Annotated in this window: 11 protein-coding genes (1 of these 11 cut by a window edge); 9 read left to right on the plus strand and 2 right to left on the minus strand. The window is 69.4% G+C overall.

Features of this window, described 5'->3' with window-relative positions:
- Positions 1-7049: the 5' end (the start) of a non-ribosomal peptide synthase/polyketide synthase gene (locus JRI60_RS24645; protein ID WP_204228333.1), read on the minus strand. The gene continues 20980 nt to the left of window position 1, outside the view; the window shows 7049 of its 28029 coding nt (coding positions 1-7049); the start codon lies at positions 7047-7049; the stop codon falls past the left edge of the window.
- A gap of 240 nt (positions 7050-7289) precedes the next feature.
- On the opposite strand from JRI60_RS24645, the gene JRI60_RS24650 reads away from it, so the two are divergent.
- Entirely contained in the window at positions 7290-8726 is a 1437-nt protein-coding gene (locus JRI60_RS24650; RefSeq protein ID WP_204228334.1) for a hypothetical protein, read from the plus strand.
- 4 nt (positions 8727-8730) lie between these two features.
- Positions 8731-10092, plus strand: a complete 1362-nt coding sequence (locus JRI60_RS24655; RefSeq protein ID WP_204228335.1) for a nucleotide disphospho-sugar-binding domain-containing protein — start codon at positions 8731-8733, stop codon at positions 10090-10092.
- On the opposite strand, the gene JRI60_RS24660 is transcribed toward JRI60_RS24655, so the two are convergent.
- Positions 10073-11029: a fatty acid desaturase family protein gene (locus JRI60_RS24660; protein ID WP_204228336.1), complete on the minus strand. Its 957-nt coding sequence runs from the start codon at positions 11027-11029 to the stop codon at positions 10073-10075. The genes JRI60_RS24655 and JRI60_RS24660 overlap by 20 nt on opposite strands.
- A 303-nt stretch (positions 11030-11332) precedes the next feature.
- Between JRI60_RS24660 and sbnA the strand changes: the two genes are divergently transcribed.
- From sbnA to rplS, 7 genes are all read left to right on the plus strand, one after another.
- Complete coding sequence (gene sbnA / locus JRI60_RS24665) at positions 11333-12298, plus strand: 2,3-diaminopropionate biosynthesis protein SbnA (protein ID WP_204228337.1); 966 nt, start codon at positions 11333-11335, stop codon at positions 12296-12298.
- A 97-nt stretch (positions 12299-12395) separates the two neighbouring features.
- Entirely contained in the window at positions 12396-13550 is a 1155-nt protein-coding gene (gene rlmN / locus JRI60_RS24670) for a 23S rRNA (adenine(2503)-C(2))-methyltransferase RlmN (RefSeq protein ID WP_204229084.1), read from the plus strand.
- Positions 13551-13637: 87 nt separating this feature from the next.
- The gene (gene rpsP / locus JRI60_RS24675) at positions 13638-13904 is read left to right on the plus strand and encodes a 30S ribosomal protein S16 (RefSeq protein ID WP_204228338.1); all 267 of its coding nucleotides are present in this window, start codon (positions 13638-13640) and stop codon (positions 13902-13904) included.
- 26 nt (positions 13905-13930) lie between these two features.
- Positions 13931-14209, plus strand: coding sequence for a KH domain-containing protein (locus JRI60_RS24680; protein WP_204228339.1), 279 nt, complete (start codon positions 13931-13933; stop codon positions 14207-14209).
- A complete protein-coding gene (gene rimM, locus JRI60_RS24685; protein WP_204228340.1) occupies positions 14206-14754 on the plus strand; it encodes a ribosome maturation factor RimM in 549 nt (182 codons plus the stop codon). The genes JRI60_RS24680 and rimM overlap by 4 nt, the downstream gene beginning before the upstream one ends.
- The gene (trmD, locus tag JRI60_RS24690) at positions 14754-15488 is read left to right on the plus strand and encodes a tRNA (guanosine(37)-N1)-methyltransferase TrmD (protein WP_204228341.1); all 735 of its coding nucleotides are present in this window, start codon (positions 14754-14756) and stop codon (positions 15486-15488) included. The genes rimM and trmD overlap by 1 nt, the downstream gene beginning before the upstream one ends.
- Before the next feature lie 132 nt (positions 15489-15620).
- On the plus strand, positions 15621-16025 hold the full coding sequence (gene rplS, locus JRI60_RS24695) for a 50S ribosomal protein L19 (protein WP_204228342.1): 405 nt from the start codon (positions 15621-15623) through the stop codon (positions 16023-16025).
- The last annotated feature ends 16 nt before the right edge of the window (positions 16026-16041 follow it).

A 16041-nucleotide genomic window follows, 5' to 3' on the forward strand; every position in this document is an offset into this window, starting at 1 on the left:
GAGCGGACCAGCGGGCCCTTCTCCAGGGCGAAGGGGCTGCGGGCCGCCTCGGAAGCGAGCTGGAGGGCCCGCTGCTCACGCTCGGCGGGGGGCAGGGCGCTCAGGTCGACGTGGGAGAGAGGCACCACGTCGGAGGAGACGAGGGGACGGGGAGTGCCCTGGGCGTCGGTGCGGAAGATGGTCCGCAGGACGGAGTGACGGTGCTGGACCTCCAGGAGGCTGCGCTCCAGGGCCTGGACATGGAGCTGGCCGCTCAACCGCAGGGCGGCGGGGATGTTGTGGAAGGCGGTGTCGGGCTCGAGCTGGTGGAGGAACCACAGCCGCTCCTGGCCGAAGGAGAGCACCGTCTGGGCCTCTGGCGGCAGGGGCACCAGCGGCGGCTGCGAGGAAGGCGGCGCGAGCGGAGTGGCCTGCTCGGGCTGGGGCTCGGGAAGGAGCGACAGCACCTGGGCCAGGAGCTGAGAGACGCTGGGTCCCTGCACCAGGGCGGTGAGGGGGATGCTGAGCCCCAGGTGCGACTGCACCCGGTTGCGCAGCTCGATGGACATGATGGAGTCGAAGCCCAGGCTGCTCAGGGGCTGCTCCGGAGGGAGGGCCTGGGGGGTCATGCCCAACACGGTGGCGGCCTGTGCGTGCAGCCAGTCCTCCAGGTGGGCGCGGCGGGCGGTGGGCTCCAGCGGCAGCTCGACCCGGGACGGGGAGGCTGGCGAAGCGGCGGCACCAGGGGAGAGGGGACGGGAGAGTCTGGAGAGGAAGGGCTGCTCGCCGCGAGTCTCGAGCAGGGCGCGCAGCAGGGGCCAGTCCACGTCCATGACGGCGGCCTGGGGAAGGCCGGAGGAGAGGAGGGGGACGAGGGCGGAGAAGGCGCGCTCGGGGGACATGCCGCGCATACCGCGCTGAGCGAGACGGGCACCCTGGTTGCCCCGGGCGGCCATGCCGGCCTCGGCGAAGGCGCCGTAGTCGAGGCTCAGAGCGGGCAGGCCGCGGGAGCGGCGAGCATGGGCCAGGGCATCCAGGAAGGAGTTGGCGGCCGAGTAGTGGCCCTGGCCGGGAGTGCCGAGGAGGGAAGAGGAGGAGGAGAAGAAGACGAAGAGCTCGAGGCTCTCACCCAACAGGCGGTGCAGAAGCCAGGCGCCGAGGGCCTTGGGGCGCAGGACGGACTGAAGCGAGGAGCCCTGCAGGTGCAGAAGGGGCTCGTCCTCGGAGCCGAGGACACCGGCGGCGTGCACGACGCCGACGAGGGAGGGGTGCTCCTCGTCGCGGTACTGCTGGAGCCAGGAGGAGAGGGAGGCCTCATCGGCCACGTCGACGGAGGCCAGCTGCACAGTGGCGCCGAGGGACTCCAGCTCCCGCACGGCACGCACCTGGAGGGCCTGGGAGGAGTCAGCGGGAAGCTGCTTCCACTGGGAGCGAGGAGGAAGGGCCGAGCGGCCCATGAGGACGAGACGGCGGGCGCCATGGGAGACGAGCCAGCGCGCCACGCGCAGGCCCAGGCCGCCGAGGCCGCCGGTGACGAGGTAGGCGCCGCCAGCGCGCAGCTCGAGCGTGGACGAAGCGGCGGCCAGCTCGGGACGGGGCAGGAGGCGGGCCACCAGGAGCTGACCGCGGCGCGAGGCGACCTGGTCCTCGCGACCGCCGAGGGCGAGAGCGGAGACGAGCTGAGAGGCGGACTCGCGAGCGGGCACACCGGGCTCGAGGTCGACCATGCCGCCCCAGCGCTCGGGAAGCTCGGAGGCGAGGGTACGGCTGAGGCCCCAGAGGGTGGACTGGGCCAGGGCGGCCTCGTGCACGGAAGCGCCAGCGGCCTGGGCGCCGCGAGTCACCAGCCAGAGGCGGCCAATGCCCTCGACGCGAGAGAGGGACTGGAGCAGGTGAACCACGGACTCGCCGCACAGGGAGAGGGCGGCGCGCAGCTCGTCCGGGGAGGACTGGGGAGTCACCAGTGCATCCAGACTCCCGAGCCAGGCGACGTGGAGGGGCGCATCCCCGAGAGGAGCACGGGCCTGGTGCACCAGACGCGCCACGGCCTCGGAGTCACCCGGGGTGAGGGAGGAGCGGGAGGCGAGGGTGACGTGAGCGCCCCGGGAGCGCAGCTGCTCGGCGAGCGCCTCGCCCACGCCCTGGGCGTCGGCCAGCACCAGCCATCCTCCGGGAGGGAGCCCGGAGGGTGTTCGCGCAGCGGGTTCCCACCCCATTTCGAACAACCATTCGGCCGGAGGCCCCTCCAGAGATGCGGGTCGAAGTGAGGTGGCCGGGCGGGCCACGTCCACCCAACAGCGCTCGCGCTGCCAGGGATAGGTAGGCAGGGACTCGATGGGAGCGCCTTCCGGATGGAGTGCGCTCCACTGCACCTCCAGGCCCTGGCAGTAGAGCGCTCCCAGCGAGGCGAGCAGCACGCCGTGGTCGTCTTCCTTGCGCCGGAGCGAGGGCAGCACGAGGCCCTCGCGGCCGCGGGCGCGCAGCACCTGCTGGATGTCCACCGCGAGCACCGGATGCGGGCCCACCTCGAGGAAGAGCGTGTGGCCGTTGTCGGCCAGGTGCTCGATCGCGGGGGCGAAGAGCACCGGCATGCGCATCTGTCCGGCCCAGTAGTGGCCGCCCAGCTCCAGGCCCGTCAGAGGCCGGCCGAGCGCCGTGGACACCATCGTCACCGAGGTGCGCTCGGGCTGGAGCTCCTCCAGCTCATAGGCCAGCTCGGGCTGGAGCTCCTCCAGCTGAGGGCTGTGGAAGGCGTAGTCCACGGGCAGCAGCCGCGTGGGCACCTGGCGCCGGGCGAGCTCCTCCAGCACCTCCTGAAGGGCGGCGGTCTCACCGGAGATCACCGAGGACGAGGGGCCGTTGTGAGCGGCGAGCGACAGCCGGTCCTCGTAGCCCCTGAGCAGCGGGGAGACCTGCTGTGGAGGCAGCTCCACCAGCGCCATCTTCCCCAGGCCGGTGGCGCTCTGCATGAGGAGGCCGCGGTGGTACACGAGGTGGATGGCCTGGGGGAGCGTGAGGGCTCCAGCCACGTGGGCCGCGGCGACCTCGCCGATGCTGTGACCGACGACGGCATCCGGCTCCACACCCAGCGAGCGCCACAGCGCGACCAGTCCCACCTGCAGGGCGAAGAGGGCCGGTTGGGCGTACTCGGTCTGCGTCAGGAGCGAGGCGTCCTCGTCCGCGTTCAGCACGTCCAGCAGGGACCAGCCGGCGAGGGGCAGCAGCAGCTCGTCACACTGCTCCACCACCTGGCGGAAGACGGGCTCATGGGCGAGCAGTCCGCGGCCCATGGCCCACCACTGAGGGCCCTGGCCACTGAAGACGAAGGCCACCTTGGGCCGCGAGCCGGCGTGGCCGGAGTGCACGCCGGGCCGGGCCTGGCCCTCGAGGAAGGTGCGCAGGCCATCCGCCAGCTCCTCGGCGGTGCTCGCCCGCACGGTCAGACGGTGCGCGTGGTGGCTGCGGTGCAGGGCGGCCCCGGCGAAGATCTCCTCCAGCCGCTCGGGCTCCGCGCCCTCGCGCTCCACGGCCTCCAGGTAGCGCGCGGCCAGCGCCTTCAACGCGTCGGGGTTGCGTGCCGACACGGGCAGCAGCTTCGCCCGGCCCGTGCCACGACCGCCTCCGCCACCACCCGGACCGCCACGCCGCGAGCCGCTGAACTTGGGAGCGCTTGCAAGCACCACGTGCGCGTTGGTGCCGCCGAAGCCGAAGGAGCTCACCCCGGCCACGGCGATGCCCATCTGCGCCTCGGGCCACGGCTCGAGCGAGCCGTGCACCACGCGCAGCGGCAGCTCGGAGAAGGGGATGTGCGGGTTGGGCGAGCGGTAGTGCAGCGTGGGCGGGAGGGCGCCGCGTTGCAGGCTCAGCGCCGTCTTGATGATGCCGCCGATGCCCGCCGCCGCCTCCATGTGGCCGACGTTGCTCTTCAGCGAGCCGATCGCGCACTTGCTGCCCGGCGCGCGCCCCTCGGTGAGCACCGTGCCCAGCGCCATGGCTTCAATCGGGTCACCCAGCGACGTACCGGTGCCGTGGGCCTCGGTGTAGCTCACCTGGGCGGGGAGCACGCCCGCGTCGCGGTAGGCCTCGCGCAGCACGGCCTCCTGCGCCTGACGGTTGGGAGCGGTGAGCCCGTTGGAGCGTCCGTCCTGGTTGACGGCGCTGCCGCGGATGACGGCGTAGATGCGGTTGCCATCCGCCTTCGCCTGGGAGAGCGGCTTGAGGACGATCAGGCCCACGCCCTCGCTGCGCACGTAGCCGTTGGCGCTCGCGTCGAAGGGCTTGCAGCGCCCATCCGGGGCCATGAAGCCGGCCTTGCTGAAGTTGACGGTGAGCTCCGGCGACAGCAGCACGTTGGCGCCCGCCACCAGCGCGAGGGTGGACTCACCCGAGCGCAGGCTGCGGCAGGCCAGGTGCAGGGCCACCAGCGAGGAGGAGCACGCGGTGTCCACCGCGAGGCTCGGGCCCTTCAGATCCAACAGGTACGAGAGCCGGTTGGCGGCGATGCTCAGGGCGTTGCCGGTGCCCGCGTACGCATCCGCCAGCTCCGTCTGGGCCAGCTGCTTGACGCCGTAATCGCTGTGCGAGATGCCCACGAAGACGCCGGTGGGCGTGCGCGCCAGCTTCTCGGGCACGAGCCCCGCGTCCTCCAGGGCCTCCCAGGCGACCTCCAGCAGCAGCCGCTGCTGCGGGTCCATGCGCGCCGCCTCGCGGGGGGAGATGCCGAAGAAGGTCCGGTCGAAGCGATCCAGCCCGTCGAGGAAGCCGCCCCAGCGCGTGTTCATCTTCCCGGGCGCGGTGGGATCCGGATCGTAGTACGCGTTCACGTCCCAGCGGTCGCCAGGCACCTCGCGGATGGCATCCACGCCCTCGGACAGCAGCTTCCAGAAGGCATCGAGTCCCTCGGCGCCGGGGAAGCGGCAGCCCATGCCCACGATGGCGATGGGCTCGGCCTGGGAGGGCTGCTCCCGGGGTGCCGTCGCCGTTGCCTGGGACTGTGGCTGTCCCTCGGCCAGGTGGCGCGCGAGGGCCTCGATGTTGGGGTGTTCCCAGACGAGGGTGGCGGACAGCTTGCGGCCCAGCTTCGACTCCAGATCGCCGACCAGCCGCACGCTGGCCACCGAGTCCAACCCGTAGTGGACGAAGGGCTGGCGCGCGTCGATGTTCGCGGCCGGCTGGCCCACGGCCTCGGCCATCAACTCCACCAGCAGGGCCTGGATCTGGCGCTCGGTGGCGGAGGCGGGGGCGGTGCGCGCCGCGGGGGCCTCGGGGGCACGCGGCGCGGGAGTCGCGACGGGAGCCGGGGCGGGCTTGGGGGCGGGGGCCTCGGCGGGAGCGCGCCAGGCGTGCACCACCTCCAGGCTGTTGTCGAGCCAGGCCATCTTGCTCGCCCGGCGCTGGATCTTCCCGCTGGTCGTCTTTTGGATGCTACCGGTGGCGATCAGGGCGATCGCGTACACCTGCACGTCGTGCCGCAGGGCGACCTCGCGGCGGATGGCGGCCACCGTCTCCTCGGGCTCGAAGGACTGGCGCGCATCCACCTCCTGCACGACGACCAGACGCTCCTCGCCCTCGGCCTCCACGGAGAAGCACGCGGTGCATCCGGGCCGCAGCGCCGGGTGGCTGCGCTCCACCGTCAGCTCCAGGTCCTGCGGGTAGTGGTTGCGTCCGCGCAGGATGATCAGGTCCTTGATGCGGCTGGCGAGGAACAGCTCCCCATCGACCATGAAGCCCAGGTCTCCGGTGCGCAGGAAGGGGCCCTCGCCGGTGTCGGCCAGTCGGGCGTGGAGGGTGCGCTCGGACTCCTCGGGCCGGTTCCAGTAGCCGCGGGCCACGTTGGGGCCCTTCACCCAGACCTCGCCAATGCGGTTGGGAGGGCAGGGCACGCACGTGTCCGGATCGACGATGAGCACCTTCTGTCCGGTGGGCACCAGGCCCGAGCTCACCAGCTCCACGGCGCCCGGCTTGCCCAGGTCGGCCGGCAGCACCTCCAGCCGCTCCAGGCGGGTGGCATCCACCGTGCGGCGGACGGGCAGCTTGCCCTTGCGGTCACCGGTGACCAGCAGCGTGGCCTCCGCGAGGCCGTAGCAGCCGTAGAGTCCCTCCGGCTTGAAGCCCGAGACGGCGAAGGCCTGGGTGAAGCGGTCCAGCGTCTCCGCGCGGATGTGCTCGGCACCGCTGAAGGCCACCGACCAGCAGCTCAGGTCGAGCGCCTCGCGCTGTTCGGGCGTCGTCTTCCTCACGCACAGGTCGAAGGCGAAGTTGGGCGCTCCGCTCAGCGTGGCGCGGTAGCGGCTGATCGCCTCCAGCCACTGCACGGGCTGCTTGAGGAAGGTCATGGGCGCCATCAGCACCGTGGCCTCCTCGCAGGCGGCGTTCAGCGGCGAGAGGATGCCGCCGATGAGCCCCATGTCATGGTAGGGCGGCAGCCAGAAGGCGCAGCGCGTCTTCGGGGTCTGCTCCATGCGCTCCTTGATGTGCTGCAGGTTGCTCATCAAGTTGCCGTGGCTGAGCATCACCCCCTTGGGCGTCCCGGTGGAGCCCGAGGTGTACTGGAGGAATGCCAGCGCGTCGCCCGTCAGGCCCGGATCCTTCCAGGTCCGCTCCACACCGGCCTCGAGCTCGTCGGTGGCCACCCACTTCAGGGCCTTCAGCTCCGGGGCCTGTTCGCACAGTCCCTCGGCCATGCCGGCGATGAACGAGGTGGTGAGCACCACCGAGGCCCGCGAGTCGCGGATGATGGCCATCAGCCGCGGCAGGGTGCGCTCCATGCGCGAGGGATCCGGCGGGTAGGCGGGCACCGCCACCGCGCCTCCGTAGAGGCACCCGAAGAAGCCGGCGATGTACTCCAACCCCGGCGGGTAGAGCAGCACCACGCGCTCCCCGGCCGCGCCCACTCCCTGCAGCATCGCGCCGATCGCCCGTGAGCGACGATCCAGCTCACCGTACGTCCACTGCGTCTCCTCTCCCGCTTCCAGGAAGATGTAGGCGCCCCGATTCTCCGCCTCTCTCGTCCGGTGTTGGAGCAGTTCGATCAACGTACCCGGCTGCTTCGCGTCCATACCGGTCGACATGCGCTCTCCTCGGGTGTGGCGGCGGGGCGCGGCTTCCCCTCGCGCCTTTTTCGTAGGTGTTGTATTTGTACTGGATTACAGTTCTCTAATTGAAGGAATCAGTCAATAAGTGAACTGCAACCATGTTGCGAAGGTCCGATGCTACAGGTCGGGACCGACCTGAAACCATCGGTGCCGTCCCCGCGGCCGGTGCCCGGTTGCCCGTCTGCCCGTAGCCATCTCCCCGAGGAGGCCAGAGACGTGACGAAACGTGCGACACTGCTGATGGAGGCGGAGCCCTACAGCAGCGCCTCGGGGTTCCTCAACGCGCAGCTCGCCGAGGAGCTGTCACAATCCGGTTACACCTGTGACGGCTTCTACCGGCAGCATCCCGTGCCGGGAAATGGGCTCATCCCCCTGGCCACCGCGGATCGCATCCGCCGCCTGCGCGCGCGGCCCCCGGCGGATCTCGCCGTCTACTGTGACCGGGGTCTGGCCATGCATCCGCCCGGAAGGGAGCTGGCGAGCAGGACGCTCGTCCTGTTCCACGGTCTCATGGGCTCACCCGCCAGCTGGCTCGGCACTCCGGCCATCGACCGGTACTGTGTCCTCTCAGGCTACATGGAGGAGGTGCTCACCTCGCTGCTGGCGATGCCGGACTGGAGCCGGCGCCGCTGTCTGGAGCCCAGGGCCTTCCACGCCGTGTCGCGGCTCACACCGGCGCTGCCGTGTGTCGAGCATCCCGATGGAGACCCTCGGATGAAGGGCGGGGAGCTGCCCGAGCACCTGCGGCGCCTGCTCGAGGGGGAGGACGTGATCGGTCATGCGCTCCAGCCGTTCAAGGCGGACTGGCAGGCCGTCACCGCCATCCTGCTCAACCTCAACGGGATGGCGCTGGAGCATGGCCTGGGGCGGCGCTTCCGGCTGGCCATCGTGGAGGAGGACTTCGCGCAGGTGGCGCAGGCCTTCGCCAGCAAGTCGCCCGAGTCCGAGGCGGCCCAGGCGGGCCTGGACGCGATGGGCCTCACGCTGGAGGACGTGCTGGTGCCCGTGGGGCACCTGAGCCAGGCGGCGCTCTTCCAGCTCTTCCGGGCGGCGCGCTTCGGCCTGGCCTACAACGTCTTTCCCGAGCCCTTCGGGTTCTACGTGCTCGAGTCGGTGTTCAACGGGTGTCCTGTCTACACCAACGGCATCGGCAACAACCGGCATGCCCTGCCGCCCGGGCACGGTCTGCATGTGCGGGAGGGAGTCGGCATGGCCTTCGGGGATGTCGGCGCCTACGCGGAGGTGGCCGCGCACATCTTCGAGGACGTGCGGGCCCCCCAGGCCAATGCCGCCGCGTGTCTGCGCGGACGGGAGCACATCCTCCGCACCTTCACCCGTGAGGCTTTCTCCCGCGACGTGGAGGCCTGCCTGCGGCGGCTCGAGGGTCCCGAGCCCGAGCCTCTCGCCTTCGAGACGCTGGAGGTGCAACCGAGCCCCCTGGTGCGCGGCATGGACGAGGAGGGTCACGTCGTCTCGGATTTCGCGCATGTGACGCTGGAGCCCGAGGAGATGCGGCTGCTGGGGGAGGTGCGCGGTCATCGGGCGGGTGAGGTCCTCGCCCGGTCCATTCCACAGAGCGAGCTGGAGCTGCTCCAGGGACTCTTCTCCAAGGGCGTGGTGGCGCTGCGCCCCGCCGCGAAGCCACTGCGCTAGAACCATGGCCACCATCGTCGTCTCGCCGATCGACCAACAGGGGCACGTCAACCCGTCGCTGAGGATCGCCAAGGGCCTGCGTGAGCGGGGTCATCGGGTGGTCTACTGCGGGCTGGCGGACCTGGAAGACTTCATCAAGGCCGAGGGCTTCGAGTTCGTGCCAGTGCTCGCGGACCTGTGCCCCAAGGGCTTCCAGGCGCGAGTGCTCGAGCAGGTGAAGGAGCTGAGCGGGCTGCGGCTCTACCAGTTCTCCCGGGAGATGGATCGCCAGGAGGAGCGGATGCTGGCGGCGATGCAGGCGGGGGCGCTCGATGAGCCCTTCACGCGGCTGAAGCCGGACCTGCTCCTGTGCGACGTGATGCACCCGGAGCCGCCGCTGGTGGCGTATGGGCACAAGGTTCCGTGCGTGTTGCTGAACACGACGCTGCCCATGCGGCGCGAGGAGGGACTGCCTCCGCTGAGCTCGCCGCTGGTGCCGGATGGGCAGCTGAAGACGAAGCTGCTCATCGAGGCGGCCTGGGTGCGCAACACCTATCGCATGCGGCTGCGCCGGCTGTTCCGTACCCGGCAGGTGCGCCACCTGCTGCGGCTCGCGCGGCGCTACGGCTTTCCCCCCGAGCAGCTCGACTTCTCGGGCAGCACCGTGAGTGCCTGGGCTCCGGAGCTGGTGCTCTGCCCGCGCGAGTTCGCCGAGCTGGGGACGTCGGCGGGTGTCCCGCGCGGGCAATACCTCTATACCGGCCCCTCGGTGGATCTGGAGCGGCAGGAGGTGGACTTCCCCTGGGAGCGCCTGCGCGAGGATCGCCCCCTGGTGCTGGTCTACCTGGGGACGCTGGCCTTCCAGACGGACCTGGATGCGCGGCTCTTCCGCCATGTGCTTGAGGTGGCGGCGCGCAAGCCGGACTGGCAGTTCGTGCTCTCGTTGGGCCGCAAGCTCGAGGTGGGGGCCTTCGACGGGGTCGTCCCCAACGTCATCGCCGTGCGGCACGCGCCGCAGATGGCGATGCTGCGCCGGGCCACGGCGATGATCACCCATGGCGGCTTCAACAGCGTCAAGGAGTGCATCTCCATGGGCGTGCCCATGGTCGTCATCCCCATGGTGTACGACCAGCCGGGCATCTCCGCGCGCGTGGTGCACCATGGCGTGGGTGTCCGCGCCATGCCGTTCCAGACGACCACCGAGTCGCTGCTGGCCCAGCTGGACGAGGTCACCACGAATCCCCGTTACCGGAGCAACGTCCAGGCGTTCCGTGATCGCTTCCGGCAGGCGGAGGAGCTGACGCCTGCCGCGGACGTCATCGAGCGCTTCCTGGAGCGGGGGGCTCCGGCCGCTGCCCGTCCCGTTCCTACGGGGCGCTCGGCCTGACCGGCTCTCCGGTCTTCTCCCGGAGGAGCTTCAGGAGGCCGCGCGCCTGCGGCACGTTCTCCTGGTACACAGGGTGCTGGCTCAGCAGCCGCTGTAGCTGGGGTAGCTGGAACGCCGGTACGCTCGGGTAGAGATGATGCGCGGCGTGGTAGGCATTGCTCTGGGGCAGGACGAAGAGCCGCTCGAACAGGTTGAGCCGGATGTCCCAGCTCCGGGTGAGCAGCGCGGGGTGGCCTGGAATCTCGATGGAGTGCTCGGCCAGCATGCGCAGGAAGCTGATGAAGAAGAGCCAGGTGAAGGCCGGCACCAGCCAGTACAGCAGCAGCAGCCGGACCGGATAGAAGCCCGCCACCGTCAGCCCCACCAATCCGGCGAACAGACCCACCAGCCCCACGCGCAGCAACGGCTTGCCGTCGCTCATCTGCTTGAAGAACTTGAAGGCGTCGTAGCCGCAGAGCGAGGCGAGCATGTCCAGCACCAGGCTGCGGCGGCTCACCGGGAAGTGCCGGTAGAACCAGTGGTCGTTGTCCGCCTCGCTCAGCAGCTGCTGGTGATGCACGTTGTGGATGGCCCGGTAGCTGTACATCGACTGGAAGATGGGCTTGGCCAGCACGTTGTCGCCCACCCAGTCGTTGAGCTTCCGGTTGCGGTAGAGCCGGAAGTGGGACGCGTCGTGCATCAGCAGCCCGAGCGCCTGCTGCCGGGCGCCGATGAACATCACGGCCACCACGTACAGCAGCGGGTTCCACCACCGCTCGCTCACCCAGATCGCGGCGGCGGCGCCTCCGTACTGCAGGGCGATCAGCCAGGTGCTGACCACCGGCTTCACCTCGGACAGCCTGCGCAGCGTCTCGATGCCGATCAGCTGGGGGACGCGGCCCACTTCTCGCCCCGTGCCCGTGGGCCACACTTCCGGTGCGACCTCCAGCTCGGACATCTCGGGCGCGCTCTCTTTTGCTTGCTCTTGAGCAGCCATCTTCTCGGCTCGGGTGGGCTGGGTCAGTCCAGGAGTGTAGGGTATCAACCAGTGTAGAATTCAAGCAAGCATCGAAAAAACGGACCGCTGTGTGACTCCCGGTGTGTCTCCTTTTGGACCCACAGTCTCCCACAATCACCTCGATTGTCACTAAGTCAGGAATGGCAGTTTTTCACGCGATGTGTGGACTTTCGATGAAAACAAAACTACTGTTGATCAGTACAGGAAAAGTGCAGTGAAGCCATCTTGGCGAGGTCGCTAGTCATGCCTTCTCAGAATCCCTCCCTGCCCGAACGCCTCCACCAGCTCCAGCGAAGCCTGCGGGAAACGCCCGTGGTGGAGTTGAACGAGGAGGGGATCCGGCTGTTCGCCAAGCTTGAGTACAACAACCCTTTTGGTAGCCTGAAGGATCGCCCCGCGTTCTGGCTGCTGAAGACGGCGGTGGAGCGCGGCGAGGTGACGCAGGACACGACGCTCGTCGAGTCGTCCTCGGGGAACTTCGCCAACGCCATGGCGAGCTACTGCCGGTTGCTGGGGCTGAAGTTCATCCCGGTGATCGATCCGAACATCGCCGGGGCGAACGAGGCGTACCTGCGGCGGATGTGCGAGACGGTCGTGAAGGTGGAGCAGCGGGACGAGACGGGCGGCTTCCTGAAGACGCGGTTGAGGAAGGTGCAGGAGCTGCTCTGCTCGTCGCCGGTCTCGTACTGGCCGAACCAGTATGGCAACCCGCTGGTGGCCGAGGCGCACTACCGCTTCACGGGCGAGGAGATCTGCCGGGCCTTCAAGCAGGTGGACTACGTCTTCGTGGGAGTGAGCACGGGCGGGACGATCGCCGGTGTGTCGACGCGGGTGAAGGAGCAGTTCCCCAACGCGAAGGTGATCGCCGTGGACGCGGAGGGCTCGGTCATCTTCGGAGGGGCGCCGAAGAAGCGCTACATCCCCGGGATTGGCGCGAGCGTGAGGGCGGAGCTGGTGGATCGCGCCCTCATCGACGACGTGGTGATGGTGCCGGAGATCGACACGGTGCGGGCGTGCCGCGAGCTGCTGTTCCGGCACGGTCTGCTGGTGGGCGGTTCCTCGGGCTCGTGCTACGCGGCGGTGAAGCGCTACCTGCCGACGATGCGGGCGGTGTCTCCGCCCAACGTCGTCTTCCTGTGCGCGGACAAGGGCGGGGCCTACCTGGACACGGTCTTCAATGACCAGTGGTGCTCGCGGCTCGAGCAGTAGACTGTCTCCCAGCGGGGGAGGGGACGAGTGCTCCTTTGACTCCACGTCCCAGGTTGTGGGAAGGGACGCCCACACATCCCCCGTTGGAACCATGACGATGCTGCCCGAGTCCACCCCCCTCCCCGCCGATACCGCCCCCGTGCCCGCGCCGGCCCCCGCGCCCGCGAAGCTCGTGGAGGTCTCCAGCCTCACGCTGGAGGGCCTCACCCGCTTCCTCACCGAGGAGCTGGGCGAGCGCTCCTTCCGCGCCGGGCAGGTGTACCGGTGGCTCCACCAGCGCGGCGCCACCTCCTTCGACGAGATGACGGACCTCTCCAAGGGCCTGCGCGAGAAGCTCAAGGCCCGGGCGGAGATCGTCCCCCTGGTGAAGGACGCCGAGCAGCGCTCGGTGGATGGCACCATCAAGTACCGTTGGAAGACCCGGGACGACCGCTACATCGAGTCCGTCTACATGCCCTCGGAGGATCGCAAGACGCTCTGCGTGTCCACGCAGGTGGGCTGCGCCATGGCGTGCAGCTTCTGCATGACGGGCACGCTGGGCCTCAAGCGCAACCTCACCCCGGGTGAAATCGTCGCCCAGGTGCACGCGGTCAACCGCGAGGTGCGCAAGCTGGAGAAGCTGGAGACGCTGCGCCCGCTCTCCAACCTGGTCTTCATGGGCATGGGCGAGCCCCTGCACAACTTCGAGAACCTGAAGACGGCGCTCTCCATCCTCCAGTCCGAGGACGGGCCCAACTTCAGCCACCGCCACATCACCGTCTCCACGGTGGGCCTGGTGCCGATGATCGAGCGCTTCGGCCAGGAGACGGACGTGAAGCTGGCCATCTCGCTCAACGCGAGCACCGACGAGCAGCGCTCCAAGACGATGCCCGTCAACCGCAAGTGGAACATCGCGGCGCTGCTGGACGCCTGCCGCAAGTTCCCCCTGCGTCAGGGCCGGCGCATCACCTTCGAGTACGTCCTGTTGCAGGGCTTCAACGACAGCGACGAGGATGCCTACCGGCTCATCGAGCTGCTCAAGGACATCCCCGCCAAGGTGAACCTCATTCCGTATAACGAGAACCCGGGGCTCGGGTTCAAGACCACCATGGACGAGCGGGCCGAGCGCTTCCGGGAGATCCTCTGTGAAGGCCATGTGGCGGCCTTCATCCGGCAGAACCGGGGCCGGGACATCGCCGGTGCGTGTGGCCAGCTGGCCAACCGGGGTGGTGAAAACGCGTCGGAAACGACGCAAAACCCCGAGCTTCCTTGACAATCCGCTCGGGGGGGCGTTAAGAGCGCCCCCCTCCAAGCTGATCACCTTCGTCTTCACCTTCAGTTTTCACCTGGAGCATCAGAAATGGCCGTTGTTCTCCGTCTTGCCCGCGCGGGCGCCAAGAAGAAGCCGTACTACCACGTGGTGGCCACCGACTCCCGGAACCCCCGGGATGGCAAGTTCATCGAGGCCGTGGGCGCCTACGACCCCAACCACAACCCGGCCAAGGTGGAGTTCGACGCTGACCGCCTGGATTACTGGCTGAAGTCCGGCGCGACGCCCTCCGAGACGGTGTTCGAGCTCATCAAGCGCCACAAGCGCGCCGCCGCCGCCGCCACGCCCAAGGCCTAGTTCCCTCGCAGGGCTGAGCGGACAGCGTGGAGCAGCTCATCATCTATCTCGCGCGGGCCCTGGTCGATCGACCCGACCAGGTCAGCCTGCGTGCATCCGAGGCGGAAGGGGCCCGGCTCTTCGAGCTGAAGGTCGCCCCCGAGGATGTGGGCAAGGTCATCGGCCGTGATGGGCGCACCGTTGGCGCCCTCCGGACGTTGCTCGGTGCCGCGGCCCAGAAGCAGGGCCAGAAGGTCCGCCTGGAGATCCAGGATGACCGGCGCCAGCAGACTCCCGCGTCCGCCGCCTCTCCTGAAGGCCAGTGACGCTCAAACCCCATCTCGAGCTGGGCTATGTGGCCCGCGCCCATGGTCTTCGGGGAGAGGTGGCCGTGCGCACCTTCGACCCGGAGTCCGAGACGCTCGATTTCGTCGAGCGGGTGCTCGTGCGTCCGCGCACCGGCCCCGAGCGCGTGCTGCGCATCGAGTCCGTCCGTCCCACCCCCAAGGAGATGCTCGTCGTCTTCGAGGAGGTGGAGGGGCGCAAGGACGCCGAGGCGCTGGTGGGCGCCACCGTGCTCGCGTTCCGGGAGGATCTCGAGCCCCCCGCCGAGGACGAGTACTTCCAGGGTGACCTGGTGGGACTGACCGCCGTGGACGAGGCGGGCAACGTGCTCGGCCGGGTGGAGGAGCTGTGGAGCACCGGCGAGGTGCCCAACCTCGTCATCCGCGCGGAGGGCAAGGAAGAGCTGGTGGTGCCCTTCGCCGACGACTTCGTCTCCACGGTGGACGTCCCGGGTGGGCGGCTCGTGGTGAAGCCCCCGGAGTACCTGGAGGTCGGCGGGGGCGAGGATGAAGGGGGAGCGGACTGATGTACCCCGTGGAGGTGCTGACCCTCTTCCCGGACAGCGTGTCCGGCTACCTGGGCGCGAGCATCCTCGGCAAGGCCCAGGAGAAGGGGTTGCTCGGCGTCACGGTCACCTACGTGCGTGACTTCGCCGAGGGCAAGCACCGCGTCACCGACGACACGCCCTACGGGGGCGGGGCCGGCATGGTGATGAAGCCCGAGCCGCTGGTGGCCGCCATCGAGGCCGCCCGGGCCCGTGCTCCGGCTGGGTCCAAGGTGCTGCTGATGAGCCCGCGGGGCCCCGTGTTCACCCAGGCCAGGGCGCGCGAGCTGGCGAAGGAGCCCGGACTGATCCTCGTGTGCGGCCGGTACGAGGGCGTGGACGAGCGCGTCATGCCCTACCTGGACGGGGAGGTGTCCCTGGGGGACTTCATCCTCACCGGGGGCGAGGTGGCGGCCCTGGCGGTGGTGGACGCGGTGGCGCGGCTGCTGCCGGGGGTGCTGGGCAACGAGACGTCCAGTGTCACCGAGAGCTTCGAGGAGGGGCTGCTGGAGCACCCCCACTACACCCGGCCGCCCGTCTTCCGTGGCGTCGAGGTGCCCGCCGTGCTTCAGTCGGGAGACCATGCGCGCATCGCCCGATGGCGGCGCTGGAAGGCCCTGCAGCTGACCCGGGAGCGGCGTCCGGACCTGTACGCCCGGCTGGAGCTCGGCAAGGCGGACATGAAGCTGCTGGCGAAGAAAGAGGAGGAGCTGTAGCCCCTCCGATGGTTTCTGGGCCTATGGTCGGTGTTCTGCGGGCTTGTCCGACCCCCGGCTCTCTGGTAGTACGGCCCGCTCTCAAGTTACGTACCCCGAGTCCGAGCATCAGGGGATTACTGGAGTCAAGTCATGCGTCGCAGCGCTATCGAGTACGTGGAGGCCAAGAATCTCCGCCAGGACGTTACCCCGTTCCGCACGGGTGACTCCGTTCGCGTCCACTGGAAGATCAAGGAAGGCGACAAGGAGCGCGTGCAGGCCTTCGAGGGTGTCGTCATCCGCAAGACGAAGGGCAACAACCGCGCCACCTTCACCGTGCGCAAGGTGTCCTTCGGCGTCGGCGTGGAGCGCATCTTCCCGGTGCACAGCCCGCGCTACGAGAAGATCGAGGTCCTGAGCCGCGGCAACGTGAACCGCAACCGCCTCTTCTACCTCCGTGCCCTCAAGGGCAAGGCCTCCCGCGTGGAGACCCAGGAGGACGCGGAGATGCGTCGCGCCACCTCGTCGGGCAAGGCCGCCGAGCAGGCGAGGGCCTGAGCCGGTTCCCGCGCCT

Source organism: Archangium violaceum (assembly GCF_016887565.1).
Lineage (GTDB): Bacteria > Myxococcota > Myxococcia > Myxococcales > Myxococcaceae > Archangium > Archangium violaceum_B.

What these genes read in the sequence shown, in the direction of transcription:
- rplS (WP_204228342.1), top strand. Translation starts at nt 15,621, where the DNA reads ATGCGTCGCAGCGCTATCGAGTACGTGGAGGCCAAGAATCTCCGCCAG.
- JRI60_RS24660 (WP_204228336.1), bottom strand. Translation starts at nt 11,029, where the DNA reads ATGTCCGAGCTGGAGGTCGCACCGGAAGTGTGGCCCACGGGCACGGGG.
- JRI60_RS24655 (WP_204228335.1), top strand. Translation starts at nt 8,731, where the DNA reads ATGGCCACCATCGTCGTCTCGCCGATCGACCAACAGGGGCACGTCAAC.
- rlmN (WP_204229084.1), top strand. Translation starts at nt 12,396, where the DNA reads ATGCTGCCCGAGTCCACCCCCCTCCCCGCCGATACCGCCCCCGTGCCC.
- sbnA (WP_204228337.1), top strand. Translation starts at nt 11,333, where the DNA reads ATGCCTTCTCAGAATCCCTCCCTGCCCGAACGCCTCCACCAGCTCCAG.
- rpsP (WP_204228338.1), top strand. Translation starts at nt 13,638, where the DNA reads ATGGCCGTTGTTCTCCGTCTTGCCCGCGCGGGCGCCAAGAAGAAGCCG.
- trmD (WP_204228341.1), top strand. Translation starts at nt 14,754, where the DNA reads ATGTACCCCGTGGAGGTGCTGACCCTCTTCCCGGACAGCGTGTCCGGC.